This is a genomic window from Paraburkholderia sp. HC6.4b (genome assembly GCF_014200875.1).
GTDB lineage: Bacteria > Pseudomonadota > Gammaproteobacteria > Burkholderiales > Burkholderiaceae > Paraburkholderia > Paraburkholderia tuberum.
On record NZ_JACHDC010000034.1, the window covers coordinates 1 to 16,582 of the forward strand.

Consider the following 16,582-nt stretch of genomic DNA (forward strand, 5'->3'; position numbering starts at 1 on the left):
AGTGCGGATTGCCCGTGTGAAAGTAGGTAATCGTCAGGCTCCCCCCCAGTCAGAAACCCCACCCGCCGCGGTGGGGTTTTTGCGTTTACGCGGCCCAAATCAACAGCAACATGCTCGACCGGGCACGAACAATAAGCGTGGTCGGACGCCGTTGCCAGCCATTGCCAAAAGTAGCCTGTTGATCGACGCGTTTTTGCACATACTGAAGTTGATCCAGAAAAACGGACATCTATCCTTTGGAGAAGGAGGTGCCGATTATGGGCAAGCATCGTACCCCGTACCCGGCGGAATTTCGGGCGCAAATGGTCGAGCTGGTGAAGGCCGGACGCAGGCCGGAGGAACTGGAAAAGGAGTTCGAGCCGACTGCACAGACCATCTACAACTGGGTGGCGCAGGCTGATCGCGATACAGATGTTCCGGTGCGACGATGGCACGCCGTTGCGCGTAACGTTCGCACTCGACTGCTGCGATCGGAGAGGCGATTGGCCGGGCGGCGGGGACCGGCGGGTATAGCGGTGATGTAGTGCGCGACGCGATGCTGGCCGCCGTCGCGCAGCAATTCGGCACCGGGCAGGTCGCGCCGTCCATCGAATGGTTGACGGACAACGGCTCGGCTTATGTCGACCACCGCACTCGCAGCTTCGCTCGCGAATTGGCCCTGGAGTCATTGACAACGCCGGCACGTTCTCCGCAGAGCAATGGCATGGTCGAATCGTTCGTGAAGATCATGAAGCGACAATTACGTCGCCTGTATGGACGAGCCTGACGCGCCAGCGGCGCTCTCGTGTCTGGCTGTTGCATTTGAACACTACAATGAGCGCCATCCGCACAAAGCCCTGGAATACCGCTCGCCGCGTGAGTTCAGGCGTGCTGCCGCGATTTCATCGACCTAACGGTGTCCGCGTGTCCTGAGTTACAGGGGCAACTCCAACCAGCTGCACTGGGTCATCTCCGCCCCCTAGTTGCCCGACCTCAGCAAGCAATGCTTCGTCGCGCGCAATCACCTTCGGCAGATGCGAGCGCAAGAATTCGACCCACGTGCGCGTCTTTGCATCGATGAATTTGCGCGACGGATAGAGCGCATAAACAGTCGTCTTTTGCAGCGTATATTCCGGCAACACGCGCACCAACGTGCCATCGCGCAACCCGGAAATGGCCGCGTAGAGCGGCACCATGCCGATGCCCATGCCTTCGCGGATCGCCACGATCAATGATTCGGCGATGTTCACATGCACGGGGCCGTCGACTTCCATCAACTCACTGCCGTTCGGGCCGTCGAGCGTCCATTCATGTGGCGGGAACGCCGGCGTATGCAGGATCAGACATTCGTGATGCGCAAGGTCAACCGGTTCTTGCGGCGCGCCGTGCGCCCGCACGTAGGCCGGCGATGCGCACAGGATGCTGAACGTCGTCCCCAGCGGAAACGATACGAGGTCCGAATTCGGCAGCGTCGATGCGCCGATCACGGCCACGTCGGCGCTGCCCTCGAACAGATCGGGCATGCGCTGCGATAGCGTCAACTCGACGGTCACATCAGGATAGAGCTCGCGGTAACGCGAAATGGCCGGCAGGACGTAGTGCTGGCCGATGCTCGCAAAGCTATGCATGCGCAGTGCGCCGGTTGGTCGCTCGTGTGCGCAACTGGCTTCTTCTTCCGCAACATCGACATCCGCGAGGATCTGCTGCGATCGTTTCAGATAGCGCTCGCCGGCGGTGGTCAGCGCAAGCCGACGCGTCGAGCGATTCAGCAGGCGCGTGCGCAGATGTGCTTCAAGCTCCGAGACCGCGCGAGACATCGCGCCGGTCGTTGAATTGAGCGATTGCGCGGCCGCGGTGAAGCTACCGGCTTCAACCACGCGCACAAACACTCGCATATTTTGTAGCGTGTCCATCAAACCTTCTGTTTCATGATCAAGATCATATTTTCCGTCAGTCTCAGAACACTATTGTTGTCCGTTCTGGAACAGATGTTCTGCACCCATCGGCTTAATGTACACATCGCGGACTCCTACAATCGGCGCCTCGCCTGCCGGTGTCGGCCATTCTGTCCGGAGGCTCTCTCAGCGACCACGCAGGGTGCACTGTTTTCAGATGAAACCCGATCATGCGATCGAACCGTCGGCGGATTTCTTCGGTCCGCGCGGCGTCATGCGGCGACGCCTCAGCCGAGCCAAACTCAATCGCGCCCTGCGCGACTGGGCCAGCAGCGACGGTCTGACCTGGCTGCATCTGCTGAAGACGGTCACCGCTGGTCTGCTGGCGTTGGGCATCGCGATGCTGCTCGATCTGCCGCAGCCGCGCATTGCGATGACCACTGTCTTTGTGTTGATGCAACCGTTCAGCGACATGGTGCTCGCGAAGAGCTTCTACCGGATTCTCGGAACGGCAGTAGGGACCGTGGCCGCGCTCGTGCTCGGCGGGCTGTTCGTTCAGCAGCCCGAACTGTACACGCTCGGCATGATCGTGTGGGTGAGCGCCTGTATTGCTGCGGCGGTCCGGTATCGGCATTTCAGATGGTACGGTTTTGTGCTCGCGGGTTACACTGCTGCGCTGATCGGCATTCCAAACGTGACGACGCCTCAGGGACTGTTCCTCGCCGCACTCACGCGTGCGGCGGAAGTGGCGGTCGGCATCGTGTGTTCGAGCGCGGTCAGCGCGTTGCTGCTGCCCCAGCGCTCGATCCTTGCGCTGCGACGTAACCTTCAGATCAGGTACGCGAATTTTACTGCGTTTGCTGTCGACATGCTCGCACGCGGGCTCGAGCGCAATCAGTTCGAACGGCGTTTCGCGGATTTTGTCGACGAAATCGCTGGCTTCGAAGCAACCCGCACGTTCGTCGCATTCGAAGATCCGGCGATGCGCTCGCGCAGTGCGCATCTGGCGCGTCTGAATAGCGAATTCATGGATGCGTGTGCGCGTCTGCATGCGCTGAATCAGTTGCTCAAACGGTTGCGCGCCAGCCGCGCTGTGTCGATACTCGCGGCCATCGGTCCGTACCTCGACGAACTGGGAGCCTTGTTCGAAGCACAAGCTGAAGCCGGCGTCGAAGCATCGCACGCAGCAGCCGATCTGCGCCCCTTTCGAGCGAGCTTGCCACGCCGGGTACGCGAAACCAGGCGGCCACTCGAAGCCGCGTCCGCGGAATCGCTTGCGGACTTCGACACGGCAGCCGAATTGCTGTATCGATTCGTGGGCGAATGGATAAACTATTCGCAAACCTATGCATGCTTGTGGCGCAAAACAGCAAGCCGGCAGTACTGCCTACGATGCAGCTCAAGCCCAACTAAGAGCCACCGCACAAGCAGACCTATAAGCCGCACAAACCACTTCGCCGTATTGTTCACATTCGTGCGCTCGGCTGTCGTCATCGGAATCGCCGGTGCGTTCTGGATCGCGACCAACTGGCCGAGCGGCGGTCTCGCCGTGATTGGCGCAACACTGGTCTGCGCGTTGACGTCCACCGCGCCAGGCGCCACCAGAATGGCCATCCAGATGGCGATCGGCGCGGTGCTCGCGACGCTGGCCGGCTATGTGTTCATGTGCTACGTGTATCCGAACATCGATGGGTTCCCGCTGCTTTGCGCGGTACTCGCGCCGGTGCTCGCGCTCGGCGCATTCATCGCGACGCGTCGCGGCGCGGCAGGGCTTGGCATCGGCTTTTCGGTGTTCTTCTGTCTGCTGGCCGGGCCGGACAACGTCGTCAGCTACGTGCCCGATCTGCTGATCAACAACGGCATCGCGCTCACCGCGTCGATGCTGCTCGCAGCGGTTGTTTTCGCGGTGGTCTTTCCCGCCGATATGCGCTGGCTCATCGACCGGATCATGGGCGACCTGCGAGCGCAAACGGTGTCGGCATGCAAGGACGCGCTGCCGGGTCTGAACCAACGTTTCCAGTCGGGCACGCATGATCTGACTTCGCAACTGCGCGTGCTGTTGACGCACCGTTCACGACGACGGCGCGACGCACTTCGCTGGATGCTCGCAACGATCGAAGTAGGTCACGCCGTCATCGATCTGCGCAACGAAGCCGCACGCGCCGATTATGCCGACATCCTTCAGCCGCGTTGGCGCAGCGTGATCGAACACACGTGCGACGATCTTGCCCGGCTCTTCGAACGCCCAGGTCCACGTTCGCTCGAACGCGCACTCGTCGCCGTGCGCTCGGCCACCTGGCTCGCGCAAGACATGCTGCAGGCAGTGCACGCCGAGCGCGCCCGGCATCACGATCTGCAACGTATCTTGAGCTGTCTGCACTTCATTCGCAGCGCGTTGCTCGACAAGGACGCGCCCTTCAATCGTCGCTGAGCAATGCTGCGTGGATCTTTCTGCCAGATGGAAAGATCCCTTCCGGGCGGCCCCGTTTATTCGCGTAGGTGGCGGTCATATAGTTTCGTCACTGCCTCGCAGTATTCGTCGCAGTAGTCGTAAGTCCTGGAGAACGAGATGAAAGTGTTGAAGATGGTCCTGATTGCCTGTTCTTTGTCCACCGCTGCCGCCGCCTATGCACAGACGGCGCCGGCCGCGCCGGAGCAGCAGGTTGCGCAAGCGGATGGCCAGCGCACCGATAAGGTTGCCCCGCGCAAGCATGTGGAAGCGCCGAAAGCGAAGGCTGATGAATGTGTCGGCCCGATGAGCTTCTGCAACATCTACTTCGGCAGCTAAGTCCGGCTGCCTCACGCGCAACACCTGTCGCGGATCCTATCGCGCGACCCAACACCTGCTCGCGACGCCGTCCGATCGAGACGCCGCGGCGGGTGCGGCAACCGCCTATTGAGCGAAGCACACCGCAGACGTGCGCACCAGTAGACGGAGCTGGCGACTATGGAGAGACTCCCTTTCATGTACGAAGACCGAATTCGCTGCGCCGCGCTGCGCGGAAAAATCACCACGGCCGCCGACGCGGCGCTTCTGATTCACGACGGCATGCGGGTTGGCGCAAGCGGTTTCACGCGCGCGGGCGACGCGAAGGCCGTGCCGGTCGCGCTCGCCGAGCGTGCGCGCCGGCTGGGCGAGCCGCTGCGCATCACGTTGATGACGGGCGCCTCGCTCGGTCATGACGTTGACCGCATGCTGACCGAAGCGCATGTGCTCGCGCGCCGTCTGCCGTTTCAGGTAGACAAGACGCTGCGCGACGCCATCAATCGCGGCGAAGTGATGTTCGTCGATCAGCATCTGTCCGAGACCGTCGAGATGCTGCGCGCGAACCAGCTCGGCAAGCTCGATGTCGCGATCATCGAAGCCGCCGCGATCACGGAGAGCGGCGGTATCGTGCCGACGACGTCGGTCGGCAATTCGGCGAGCTTCGCGATTCTCGCGGACAAGGTCATCGTCGAGATCAATCTTGCGCAGCCGCTCGGGCTCGAAGGCTTGCACGACATCTGGATTCCGGGGCGCCGGCCGCATCGCGAGCCGCTGCCGATCGTGCGCGCGCAGGATCGCGTCGGCACACCCGCTATCGAGATTGCGCCCGAGAAAATCGCGGCGATCGTGATGACGGACATGGCCGACAGCCCGTCCACGGTCTTGCCCGCGGATCGGGAAACCGCGTTGATCGCCGCTCATTTGATCGAATTTTTCCAGCACGAAGTCACGCGTGGCCGCATGCCGAAGCAGTTGCCGCCGCTGCAGGCGGGCATCGGTACGATCGCCAACGCGGTGCTGGCAGGATTCGTCGATTCGCCTTTCGAGGTGTTCGAAATTTATTCGGAAGTCCTTCAGGATTCGACGTTCGATCTGATGGACGCTGGTAAGGTCACGTTCGCGTCCGGCGCGTCGATCACGTTGTCGGCCGCGCGGCAGGCGCAGGTATTTGGCGATATCGAGCGCTATCGCGACCGGCTCGTGCTGCGTCCGCAGGAAGTCAGCAACCATCCCGAGGTGATTCGGCGGCTCGGTCTGATCGCGCTCAATACCGCGCTCGAATTCGATATCTACGGCAACGTCAATTCGACGCATGTCGGCGGCACGCATATGATGAACGGCATCGGCGGCTCGGGCGACTTTGCGCGCAATGCGTCGTGCGCGGTGTTCGCGAGCAAGTCGACCGCGAAGGACGGCCGCATTTCGAGCATCGTGCCGATGGTGCCGCATTGCGATCACAACGAACACGACGTCGACGTCGTCGTCACCGAGCAGGGTCTCGCCGATCTGCGCGGCCTCGCGCCGCGCGAACGTGCGACGCTGATCATCGAGCATTGCGTACATCCGCGGTATCGCGAGCTGTTGCGCGACTACTACCGCGATGCGTTGCTCTGGGGAGGGCAGACGCCGCATTGCCTCGATCAGGCGTTTGCATGGCATACACGGCTGCGCGATACGGGGTCGATGCTGCCGGCCTGATTCTGCGGCGGCGACAACCGCGGCGATAAAAGCAGAAGCAACAGGCCATAAAAAAGCGCCAGCGATTCGAACCCGCTGGCGCTTGATGACGTCGGATGCCGTGCTCAGGACCCTCGTCGCACGAGCCGGATAATAAACAGCAGAATGACCGCGCCGATCAACGCGGTGATGATCGAGCCGATCCAGCCGCCGCCAAGCGAGATATGCAGCACGCCGGCGAGCCACCCGCCGATGAACGCGCCGATGATCCCGACGATGATGTCGACGATCAGGCCGAAGCCGCCGCCCCTGACCAGCACACCCGCGAGCCAGCCCGCGATTGCGCCGATGATGATCCATGCGATGATGCTGTGTTCCATATTCGAGACTCCCTGGTTGAGTGTGAACAAATCACAGTGACAGAGCTTAGTCGAAGGTTATGGGACCGTCCACGTTCACGACGCGGAATTAACATTATCTGAATCTGCTGCCCGCTAAGTGTAGACGATGCGCGCGAACAAAGGAGACTTACGCGCCGCGCTTCACTCGGGCGTCGGCTCCGCTTCCCGCGCGGTCCAACTGACGCTGGACACGCTCTTTTCCATGCTCAGGCGGCTCGCCATCTGTTCGAGCTTCGATTGATCCTTCGGATGCATCGTCAGCGTCGCCGTCACGCGAATGCGCGCCGGTTCGTCCTCGACATCCTCGCTCGTGAGGCTCTGGAACGACAGCGGCGCCGAGTACATCGAGTTGGAAATCGCGGCGCGAATGTTGATCTCGTCGGCTTCGCGGCAGACGATCGTCAGCACGTACTCGCGCACGAGGTCGGCGTTTGAAACCGGCGTCGAGTTGATCATCCGGCTCACTTCACGCAGCGCGGTGTTGGCCAGTAGCACGACCGCGGTGCCCGCGAGCGCCGGTCCGTAATGTCCCGCGCCGCTCAACACGCCGACGGCCGCCGAGCACCACAGCGTCGCCGCGGTGTTGATCCCCTGGATCGAGCCTTTGTCGCGCATGATGACGCCGCCGCCAAGAAAGCCGACGCCGGACACCACATAGGCGGCAATCTGCGTGACGCCGCTGACGCCGTTGCCGGTCAGCACGCCGAGCGTGACGAACAGGCACGCGCCGCTCGCCACGAGCGTGATCGTGCGCAGGCCGGCAGTGCGCTGGCGCATCTGTCGTTCGAGGCCAATCGCGACGCCGCAAGCAAAAGCGGTCAGAAGCCGCAGGAAGAATTCGAGTGTCATCGTTCAGAAAGGTTGGCGTGCGCGCTGCCGCAGGGTGAAGCCTACGCGTGGGAACGTCGGGTCGTCTACCTCGTGCACGCTAAGCGCATGAGGGTGGAACGAAATACGCGCGCACACGCGTGCAGCGGCCGCAAGCGTGCGGCATCGGCATGGCATCGAGCCACGCTGCGCTTCACCGACAGTACGCGAATGACAATGAAATGAGAGCGACGTGCGCCATCGAGCCCGAGGGCAGGACGGCGACAGAGACACCTGACGCGGAAATCCTGCCGCTCAGGCGAGCGGGCAAATCGATACTCGGCTGGTACAGCTGCTACTGTCCAAGATCGTGATTCCGGTTAAAAGAATTGCGCGAATTTTAGAGGGCGGCGCAAAGTTCATTCAAGCCGCGATCGGCGGAGAGTGCGCATGTGGGTTTGCTACAGCCGTATCGTAGACAGGCCGTGATTAATTGCTCCGGACTGCGAATGTTGAGTTCAATCCGGTTCGCCCGGCACGAGTCTCAAGCGCGTGATTTCCGAAGGCGCACCGAGTCGTTTCGGCGGACCCCAATAGCCCGTACCGCGACTCGTATAAACCCAGAGTCCGTTCAGGCGCGCGAGGCCTGCCGTGAACGGCTGTTGCAGGCGCACAAAGAAATTCCACGGAAAGAACTGACCGCCGTGCGTATGACCCGACAACTGCAGCGTAAAGCCGGCCGCCGCGGCCGCTTCGGCCGAACGCGGCTGATGCGCGAGCAGCACCCTGATCAGCACGTCGCCCGGCGCGCCGGCGAGCGCCGCGACCGGGTCGCTGCGATGCGCGGGGTCGTGATGACCCGCCGAGTAATCGGTGACGCCGGCGATGACGGCGCGCGCGCCGTCATGGTCGACGATCACGTGTTCGTTCAGCAGCACCCGCAAGCCGAGCCGGCGGAATTCGGCGATCCACGAGTTCGCTCCGGAGTAGTACTCGTGATTGCCGGTCACGAGAAACGCACCGTGCCGCGCGGCGAGCCGCGACAGCGGCTGCGTATGCCGGCTCAGCTGCGGCACGCTGCCGTCGACGACGTCGCCCGTCACCGCGATCAGATCCGGCTTGAGCCGGTTCACCGCGTCGACGATCGCATCGACATAGCGGCCCTTGATCGTCGGGCCGACGTGGATGTCACTGATCTGCACGATCGTGAAGCCGTCGAGCGCGGCAGGCAGATCGTCGATCGGCACGTCGATCGTGACGACGCGCGCGCGACGGCGCGCGTTGAACAGGCCAATCAGCGTCGACAGCAGCGCGAGCAGCGGCACCGCCGCCGCCGAGCCGGTGCGCCAATGCGCGATCGTGAGCGTGTTCGGCCAGATCGCGTCGATCGTCAGCAGCGACGCCAGCACGAGGTCGCGCGCGAACGTCAGTACCAGCAGCGACGAGAAGAAGCCCATCGCGAGCAGGCCCACCCACGCGAGACGGTCGCCGAGCGGCTGGCGTTTGAAGCCGCGCGCCATCATGCCGACCGGGATCAGGTAGATCGACAGCACGAGCCACAGCACGCACAGCCCGCGGCCGGCCGCGTCGATCGGCATGTCGGGAATCAGGCGCAAGCCGACGTAGATATGCAGCAGGATGCCAATCAGGATGATGCGGACAAGAAACGATGAACGTCGCATAAAGAGGATCAGAGCGGGAAGGGGCCGAAGGGCAGCGATAGCGCGGCGGCGATCGGTTGACGGAACGCGGCGAATCATTCTACCGACATGTTCGGTCCCTTGCCGTAGCCGCAAAATTCGTGCTCCCGCACCGCACGACACGCCGGCCCCGAAGCCGCCGGGACGCGCCACGAAAGGTGTTCGCCGGGGCAGGCGCATTCCGTGCTCAGCACATACTTACAGGGCCGCGCGCCACGCATTCAATGCCTATGCAAGCGAATTAAATGGGCTTTGAATTGTATTCATGCGTGGAGTATGCTTGAAACAAGCCAGCTTGTTGCCGGGGCAGCGTAGGGCGCCTCGGCCATGACTGGTTCTGTCGCCGGGAAAGATCGGGCGGGGGGAGGCACACCATGAAGCTGCTCAAATCGGGCCACCTGTGGCATCACGCGCACGACGTGCATCATGTTCATCATGAGCATCATGTCGGGCACGAGGGCAGCCACGTGATGCTGCCGCTCGTCGGCATCTCGCTGATGGCGATTGCGCTTTACGTCGGCGTACGCAACATCGATTTCTCCGAACTCGGCAAAAGCGCGCTGTTCGACGTCGTGATGGTGTGCGTCGCGCTCGGCATCGCCGGCCTGTTCGGTGCGGTCGGCGCGTGGCTGCGCTCGAATGGCGACGAAGCCGAAGAGGGCTTCTGCTTCATCGGCGCGCTGATCGGCACGGTGGTCTTTTATATCGCGGTGCTGACCTGACGCGATCCGATCCAGCGCGTGGCGCGCACCCGCAGCGCCATCCATCGTCAACGCCCCGTCACACTATGCGCGCCGCTTCGTCGAACGAAAAACGCGGGCTGCGCGCAAACAGCTTTGACGGATCGCCGTGGCCAAGATTGATCAGGAAGTTCGACTTCAGCGTCGTGCCCGCAAAAAACGCTTCGTCGACCTTGGCCTGATCGAAGCCCGACATCGGCCCAGTGTCGAGACCGAGCGCACGCGCCGCGAGAATCAGATACCCGCCTTGCAGCGTCGAATTGCGAAACGCCGTGTCCGCGATCAACCGCTCGTTGCCGACGAACCAGCTGCGCGCATCCGCATGGGGAAACAGTTTCGGCAGATACTCGTAGAAGGCGATGTCCATGGCGACGATCACCGTGACGGGCGCGGCCATCGTTTTCTCGAGATTGCCAGCCGACAACGCCGGGCGCAGTTTCTCCTTGCCCTCCGGCGTCCTGACGAACACGAAGCGGCCCGGACTCGAATTGGCCGAGGTCGGGCCGAGCAGTACGAGCTCCATCAGCTCGCGCAGCACGGCGTCGTCGATCGGCTTGTTCTGCCAGCCATTGTGCGTACGCGCGTCGCGAAAGAGCTGCGCGAGCGCCTGATCCGAAAGTGTCATGGAAGTGGTCCGTGCGAAAGAACAGAGGGCACGCGCAGAGCCGCGTCGAATGAAAGAGCAACGCGCGTGAATCAGCGGGTGAGCCGGTGTCGCCATAATAGTCAGGGTTTTGACTTGTCCGCTTGCATCCAGACATTCCGATGAGCACCGATTTATTCAGCGACCTGCCGACGCCCGACGTCGACTGGTATCCCGACTGGCTCGCAGCGGCCGACGCCGAACGCCTGCTGGCCCGACTGATCGACGAAGTGCAATGGCGCCAGGACATGATGGGCACGCCCGCCGGCCGTGTTGCACTGCCGCGTCTGACCGCCTGGCAGGGCGAGCCGGACGCGGTGTACGTGTACTCGGGCATCCGCAACGTGCCGCAAGCATGGACGCCCGCCGTCGCCGAACTGAAGGCGGCCGTCGAGGCGACCAGCTGCGCGCGTTTTAACAGCGTGCTGCTGAATCGTTACCGCAGTGGCGCCGACAGCATGGGCTGGCACGCGGACCGCGAGCCCGAACTCGGCAAGCGACCGGTGATCGCGTCGGTGAGCCTCGGCGTCGCGCGCAGGTTCGATCTGCAGCACAACCGCAGCGGCGTCGTGCAATCGTTCTCGCTGAAGGGCGGCAGCCTGCTCGTGATGAAAGGCGACACCCAGGCGCAGTGGCGTCATCGGGTGCCGAAGGAGCCGCGCGTGAGCGGCGAGCGCATCAATCTGACGTTTCGCTGGGTCACTCCGAGAATGACGCCGACCTGAGGCAGCGAGCGGCAATGCTCTGACCGACGCGCCATACCAAAATTGATATCGAGGGCGCGAATCATATGATTGGACGGTTAACGCCTCGCACAGTACGCTACATCACGATCCATGTGCCGAGAGGGCCACGAGGGCCGGGCAGACCGCTGGGTCGTCTACACAACAACGATTGGAGACTGTCATGGCGAATACACGACGTGCCGCGTGTCGCGCTCTGGGCGCGCTCGCGCTTTGCGCGAGTCTCGGAGCGCTGACGCTGGCCACGCCCGGCGCGCATGCCGAGGACAAGAAAATTACGCTCGGTTTTGCGCAGGTCGGTGCGGAAAGCGCATGGCGCACAGCGAATACCGAATCGGTGAAGTCGGCGGCGACGGAGGCCGGCATCAACCTCAAATTCTCCGACGCTCAGCAGAAGCAGGAAAACCAGATCAAGGCGATCCGCTCGTATATCGCGCAGAAGGTCGACGTGATCGCGTTCTCGCCGGTCGTCGAATCGGGCTGGGAACCGGTGCTGCTCGAAGCCAAGGCCGCGAAGATTCCGGTGATCCTGACCGACCGCAACATCGACGTGAAGGACACGTCGCTGTACGTGACGATGATCGGCTCGGACTTCCTCGAAGAAGGACGGCGCGGCGGCCACTGGCTCGCGGATCACTACAAGGACGATAAAGGTCCGGTCAACATCGCCGAGCTGCAAGGCACGGTCGGCTCCGCGCCGGCCAACGACCGCCACGCGGGTCTGATCGAAGTGATCAAGAGCGATCCGAAGTTCAAGATCATCGCGTCGCAAAGCGGCGACTTCACGCTCGCCGGCGGCAAGCAGGTGATGGAAGCGTTCATCAAGACCTACGGCAACAAGATCAACGTCGTCTATGCTCATAACGACGACATGGCGCTCGGCGCGATCCAGGCGATGGAAGAAGCCGGCATGCATCCGGGCAAGGACGTCGTCGTAGTTTCGTTCGACGCAACCAAGGGCGGCTTCCAGGCGATGGCCGCCGGCAAGATGAACGTCGACGTCGAGTGCAGCCCGCTGCTCGGACCGCAGTTGATGTCGGCGGTGAAAGACGTCGTGGCAGGCAAGCCGCTGCCGAAGCGCATCCTGACTCAGGAGACTGTCTTCCCGATGAGCGTGGCCGCGCAAACTCTGCCGTCGCGTAAGTACTGACGCGGCGCGCAACGTCGCCGCGGCAGCGCTCGCGCGAGCGCCGCGGCGTGTGCGGTGTTCAGGCGCCGGGGCCAACGGGCTCACGGCGCGAAGGAGATGTGCAGTACGGACGCATCGAACAGGTTTCTCCAGTGGTGCCTGACCGCCCGGGCTGCTTTCTTCTGCAGCGGGCGGTCTCTTTTCAGGAGCATGCGCCCGCGGGAGCATGTCACTGGGGCCTGCCGAACCATGCATAGCCGATCGAGCGAGGTCCATGACCCATTCCGCTACCGAACCGAATCAGCCGGACCAGCCGCGGCGCGGCACGCCGCCGGGCGCGCCAGGCCAACAGAATGACATGAGCGCGCGCGAACCGATTCTGGCGACCTCCGGCGTCAGCAAGACATTTCCGGGCGTCAAGGCGTTGCAACACGTCGACTTCCGCCTGTTTCCCGGCGAGGTCCATACGCTGATGGGCCAGAACGGCGCCGGCAAATCCACGTTGATCAACGTGCTCACAGGCGTGCTCGCACCCGATGCCGGCACGATCCGCCTCGGCGGCGAGTTGGTCGCGTTCGCGTCGCCGCAGGAAGCCGAGGCGGCCGGCGTGCGCACGCTGTACCAGGAAGTGAACCTGTGCCCGAATCTGTCGGTGGCGGAGAACATCTTCGCGGGCCGGCAGCCGCGCCGCTTCGGCGCGATCGACTGGCCCGACATCAAGCGGCGCGCGCAGGAAGCGCTCGCACGCCTCGACGTGTCGCTCGACGTCACGCGCTCGCTCGACGCCTACCCGATCGCCGTGCAGCAGATGGTCGCGATCGCGCGAGCGTTGTCCGTCGATGCGCGCGTACTGATTCTCGACGAACCGACTTCGAGCCTCGACGACAGCGAAGTCGCGCAGCTATTCAAAATACTTCGACATCTTAAGCGATCGGGCATTGCGATCCTGTTCGTCACGCATTTCATCGAGCAGACTTATGCGATCTCCGATCGCATCACGGTGATGCGCAACGGCGAGCGCGAAGGCGAATATCTCGCGCGCGATCTGTCCGCGGATCAACTGGTCGCGAAGATGGTCGGCCACGAGCGCATGAGCGCGCGTCTGCGCGAAGCGGCGCACGAAGGACAGGCCGCCGACGATCAGGAGGTCGCGCAAGACCACACGGAAGCAACGGCCACGCCGCCGTTCATCGAGCTGCGTGGCGTCGGCCGTCGCGGCACCTTGCAGCCGATCGATCTCGAGATGCAGGCCGGCAAGATTCTCGGCCTCGCGGGTCTGCTCGGCTCGGGCCGCACCGAAACCGCGCGGCTTCTGTTCGGCGCGGATCGCGCGGACAGCGGCACGATCCTCGTCGAAGGGCGCGCCGTGCGGCTGCGCACGCCGCACGACGCGGTGCGCCACGGCATCGGCTATTGCGCGGAAGACCGCAAGAAGGAAGGCATCGTCGCCGAACTGTCGATCCGCGAAAACATCATGCTCGCGTTGCAGGCGCGGCGCGGCTGGTGGCGCAAGATCAGCCGGCAACGCGCGCGCGAGCTCGCCGATATGTGGATCGAGCGGCTCGGCATCAAGGCGTCCGACGCCGAGCAGCCGATCGCGCTGCTGTCCGGCGGCAACCAGCAGAAGGCGCTGCTCGCGCGCTGGCTGGCAACCGATCCCAAACTGCTGATCCTCGACGAGCCGACCCGCGGCATCGACGTCGCCGCGAAGTTCGACATCATGGACCGGCTGCTCGCGCTGTGCGCGAACGGCCTGTCCATCCTGTTCATCTCGTCGGAGATCAGCGAGGTGCTGCGCGTGAGCCATCGCGTCGCGGTGCTGCGCGATCGCCGCAAGATCGCCGAGGTGGCCGGTAAGGCATCGAACGAGGACAACATCTACCGACTCATCGCAGGGAGCGGCGAATGAAGCTATCGAACTGGTTCGCGCGCGACGGGGTGGAGCGTCCGCTGCTATGGCCATGCGTGACGCTCGTGTTGCTGTTCGGACTGAACCTGCTGGCCAATCCGCATTTTCTCGCGCTGCGCACGCTCGACGGCCACCTGTTCGGCGCGCCGATCGACATCCTGAATCGCGCGGCGCCGCTCGTGCTGGTCGCGATCGGCATGACGCTCGTGATTGCGACACGCGGCATCGATATTTCGGTCGGCGCGGTGGTCGCGATCGCGGGCGCCGCGGCCGCGACGATACTCGCGACCCAGGCCGTGCCGAGCGGTGCGCTGATCGCGCAGGCGCTGCTGGCCGCGCTCGTCGTCGGCATCTTGAGCGGCATGTGGAACGGGCTGCTCGTCGCGTTCGTCGGCATGCAGCCGATCATCGCGACGCTAATTCTGATGGTCGCGGGCCGTGGCATCGCGCAACTGCTGACCGCCGGGCAGATCATCCCGATCGGCGCGCCCGGCTATCTGTTCGTCGGTGGCGGCTACTGGCTGGGCGTGCCGTGCTCGGTATGGATCGCGACCGTAGCCGTGCTGGCGACCGCCGCCCTGGTGGAGGGCACGGCGCTCGGTCTGTTCATTCGCGCGATCGGCGTGAACCCGGTTGCGACGCGGCTCGTCGGCTTGCGCTCGAAGGCGATCGTATTCGCGGTGTACGGCTTCTCGGGCTTGACCGCGGCGCTGGCCGGCATCCTGATCAGCTCGAACGTGCGTAGCGCGGACGGCAACAACGCGGGCTTGCTGCTCGAACTCGACGCGATTCTCGCCGTGACGCTCGGCGGCACGTCGCTGCTCGGCGGCCGCTTCAGTTTCGCGGGCACGGTGCTCGGCGCGCTGATCATCCAGACGCTCACGTACACCACGTATTCGATCGGCGTGCCGCCGGAAGCGACGCTCGTCGTGAAGGCGGCCGTCGTGCTCGCGGTCAGCGTGATCCAGTCGCCGGTGGCACGCGCGCTCGCGGTGTCGTTCGGCGCGTCGCTCGTCAAATCGCGCGGGGTGGCACGATGACGCGCGTTCTCGAAGCACTCGCCCGCGTGATGGATCCGCGCACGCTGCCGATCGCGGTGACGGTCCTGCTGTTCTGCGCGCTGTTCGGCTTTGGTTCGGTGATGTACACCGGTTTCTTCGCGTGGCAGGTGTTGCTCGATCTGCTCGTCGACAACGCGTTCCTGCTGATCGTCGCGATCGGCATGACGTTCGTGATCGTGTCGGGCGGCATCGATCTGTCGGTGGGCTCGATCGTCGCGCTGACGACGATCGTCGAAGCCGTGCTGTCCGAGCACATGCATGTGTCGGTGTGGCTCATCATTCCGATCGTGCTGTTGATGGGCACGGTGTTCGGCGCGGTGCAGGGCGCGCTGATTCACTACTTCCGCCTGCAGGCGTTCATCGTGACGCTGGCGGGGATGTTCTTCGCGCGTGGCCTGTGCTTTCTGATCACGACGCAGTCGATCACGATCACCGATCCGACGTTCAAGGCGATCTCCGCGTTTCGTCTCAGTGTCGGCGTCGGTTCGGTATCGGCGAACGTGCTGATCGCGGCCGTGACGCTCGCGGCCGCGATCTATGTCGCCCATTTCACGCGCTTCGGACGCAACGTGTATGCGGTCGGCGGCAACCCGCGCTCGGCGCTGCTGATGGGCCTGCCGGTCGCGCGCACGCGGGTCGGCGTGTATGCGCTGAGCGGCTTCTGTTCGGCGCTCGGCGGCGCGGTGTTCACGTTCTACGTGCTGTCGGGCTATGGGCTGCAAGGGCAGGGCATGGAACTCGATGCGATTGCGGCCACGGTGATCGGCGGCACGCTGCTGACGGGCGGCGTCGGTTATGTGGTCGGCTCGCTGTTCGGCGTCGGCATTCTGGGCACGATCCAGACGCTGATTACGTTCGACGGCACGCTCAGTTCGTGGTGGACGCGCATCGTGATCGGCGCGCTGCTGTGCGCGTTCTGTTTGCTGCAGCGATTGATCGAGCGGCACGCGAAGTCGGTGCGTCGGCCCGGCGGCACCAATGCGGTCACGACGACGGGGCATGGGCACGGGCGTGACGAGACGTCGACGACGGCGTCGTCGGATTCGCAGGTGTTGGGGCGGGCGCCGGGCTAGCGCGCGGTCTTCCAGTCGCTTCGAACCACGGCGGCGCGGCGCAAGCCGCGCCGCGTTC

General features: G+C 63.7%; 14 protein-coding genes and 2 pseudogenes. 11 read left to right on the plus strand and 5 right to left on the minus strand.

Annotation, left to right across the window (positions count from 1 at the left end):
• Positions 1 to 302: 302 nt before the first annotated feature.
• Both HDG34_RS36465 and HDG34_RS36470 read left to right on the plus strand, forming a co-directional pair.
• Positions 303 to 395, plus strand: a pseudogene (locus HDG34_RS36465) (hypothetical protein); the annotation flags it as partial.
• A gap of 19 nt (positions 396 to 414) precedes the next feature.
• Positions 415 to 893 (plus strand): annotated as a pseudogene (locus HDG34_RS36470) (integrase core domain-containing protein); the annotation flags it as partial.
• On the opposite strand, the gene HDG34_RS36475 reads toward HDG34_RS36470, so the two are convergent.
• On the minus strand, positions 882 to 1,892 hold the full coding sequence (locus HDG34_RS36475) for a LysR family transcriptional regulator (protein WP_184068287.1): 1,011 nt from the start codon (positions 1,890 to 1,892) through the stop codon (positions 882 to 884). The pseudogene HDG34_RS36470 and the gene HDG34_RS36475 sit on opposite strands and share 12 nt — an antisense overlap.
• 199 nt (positions 1,893 to 2,091) lie before the next feature.
• Between HDG34_RS36475 and HDG34_RS36480 the strand changes: the two genes are divergently transcribed.
• The 3 genes from HDG34_RS36480 (at position 2,092) to HDG34_RS36490 (ending at position 6,339) form a co-directional block, all read left to right on the plus strand.
• A complete protein-coding gene (locus HDG34_RS36480; RefSeq protein ID WP_184068290.1) occupies positions 2,092 to 4,305 on the plus strand; it encodes an FUSC family protein in 2,214 nt (737 codons plus the stop codon).
• A 138-nt stretch (positions 4,306 to 4,443) separates the two neighbouring features.
• On the plus strand, positions 4,444 to 4,662 hold the full coding sequence (locus HDG34_RS36485; RefSeq protein ID WP_090806192.1) for a hypothetical protein: 219 nt from the start codon (positions 4,444 to 4,446) through the stop codon (positions 4,660 to 4,662).
• 177 nt (positions 4,663 to 4,839) lie between these two features.
• The gene (locus tag HDG34_RS36490; protein WP_184068409.1) at positions 4,840 to 6,339 is read left to right on the plus strand and encodes an acetyl-CoA hydrolase/transferase family protein; all 1,500 of its coding nucleotides are present in this window, start codon (positions 4,840 to 4,842) and stop codon (positions 6,337 to 6,339) included.
• A 104-nt stretch (positions 6,340 to 6,443) separates the two neighbouring features.
• Here HDG34_RS36490 and HDG34_RS36495 read toward each other — a convergent pair whose 3' ends face one another.
• From HDG34_RS36495 to HDG34_RS36505, 3 genes are all read right to left on the minus strand, one after another.
• Complete coding sequence (locus tag HDG34_RS36495) at positions 6,444 to 6,698, minus strand: GlsB/YeaQ/YmgE family stress response membrane protein (protein ID WP_184068294.1); 255 nt, start codon at positions 6,696 to 6,698, stop codon at positions 6,444 to 6,446.
• A gap of 162 nt (positions 6,699 to 6,860) precedes the next feature.
• Positions 6,861 to 7,568, minus strand: coding sequence for an MgtC/SapB family protein (locus tag HDG34_RS36500; protein WP_090806188.1), 708 nt, complete (start codon positions 7,566 to 7,568; stop codon positions 6,861 to 6,863).
• Between the two features lie 476 nt (positions 7,569 to 8,044).
• On the minus strand, positions 8,045 to 9,208 hold the full coding sequence (locus HDG34_RS36505; protein ID WP_184038688.1) for a metallophosphoesterase: 1,164 nt from the start codon (positions 9,206 to 9,208) through the stop codon (positions 8,045 to 8,047).
• Positions 9,209 to 9,600: 392 nt separating this feature from the next.
• Between HDG34_RS36505 and HDG34_RS36510 the strand changes: the two genes are divergently transcribed.
• Positions 9,601 to 9,948: a hypothetical protein gene (locus tag HDG34_RS36510; protein WP_090806184.1), complete on the plus strand. Its 348-nt coding sequence runs from the start codon at positions 9,601 to 9,603 to the stop codon at positions 9,946 to 9,948.
• Between the two features lie 58 nt (positions 9,949 to 10,006).
• On the opposite strand, the gene HDG34_RS36515 is transcribed toward HDG34_RS36510, so the two are convergent.
• Positions 10,007 to 10,591 carry a malonic semialdehyde reductase gene (locus HDG34_RS36515; protein WP_184068297.1) on the minus strand — a complete coding sequence of 195 codons (585 nt, stop codon included), beginning with the start codon at positions 10,589 to 10,591 and terminating at the stop codon, positions 10,007 to 10,009.
• A gap of 140 nt (positions 10,592 to 10,731) precedes the next feature.
• On the opposite strand from HDG34_RS36515, the gene HDG34_RS36520 reads away from it, so the two are divergent.
• From HDG34_RS36520 to yjfF, 5 genes are all read left to right on the plus strand, one after another.
• Positions 10,732 to 11,334, plus strand: a complete 603-nt coding sequence (locus HDG34_RS36520; protein ID WP_184068300.1) for an alpha-ketoglutarate-dependent dioxygenase AlkB — start codon at positions 10,732 to 10,734, stop codon at positions 11,332 to 11,334.
• A gap of 181 nt (positions 11,335 to 11,515) precedes the next feature.
• The gene (locus tag HDG34_RS36525) at positions 11,516 to 12,502 is read left to right on the plus strand and encodes an ABC transporter substrate-binding protein (RefSeq protein WP_090806177.1); all 987 of its coding nucleotides are present in this window, start codon (positions 11,516 to 11,518) and stop codon (positions 12,500 to 12,502) included.
• 253 nt (positions 12,503 to 12,755) lie between these two features.
• Complete coding sequence (locus HDG34_RS36530) at positions 12,756 to 14,390, plus strand: sugar ABC transporter ATP-binding protein (RefSeq protein WP_184068303.1); 1,635 nt, start codon at positions 12,756 to 12,758, stop codon at positions 14,388 to 14,390.
• Complete coding sequence (locus tag HDG34_RS36535) at positions 14,387 to 15,430, plus strand: ABC transporter permease (protein ID WP_184068306.1); 1,044 nt, start codon at positions 14,387 to 14,389, stop codon at positions 15,428 to 15,430. Before HDG34_RS36530 ends, HDG34_RS36535 begins: the two co-directional genes overlap by 4 nt.
• Positions 15,427 to 16,524 (plus strand): galactofuranose ABC transporter, permease protein YjfF, encoded by a 1,098-nt coding sequence (gene yjfF / locus HDG34_RS36540; RefSeq protein WP_184068309.1) that lies wholly within the window; start codon positions 15,427 to 15,429, stop codon positions 16,522 to 16,524. The genes HDG34_RS36535 and yjfF overlap by 4 nt, the downstream gene beginning before the upstream one ends.
• Positions 16,525 to 16,582: the final 58 nt, after the last annotated feature.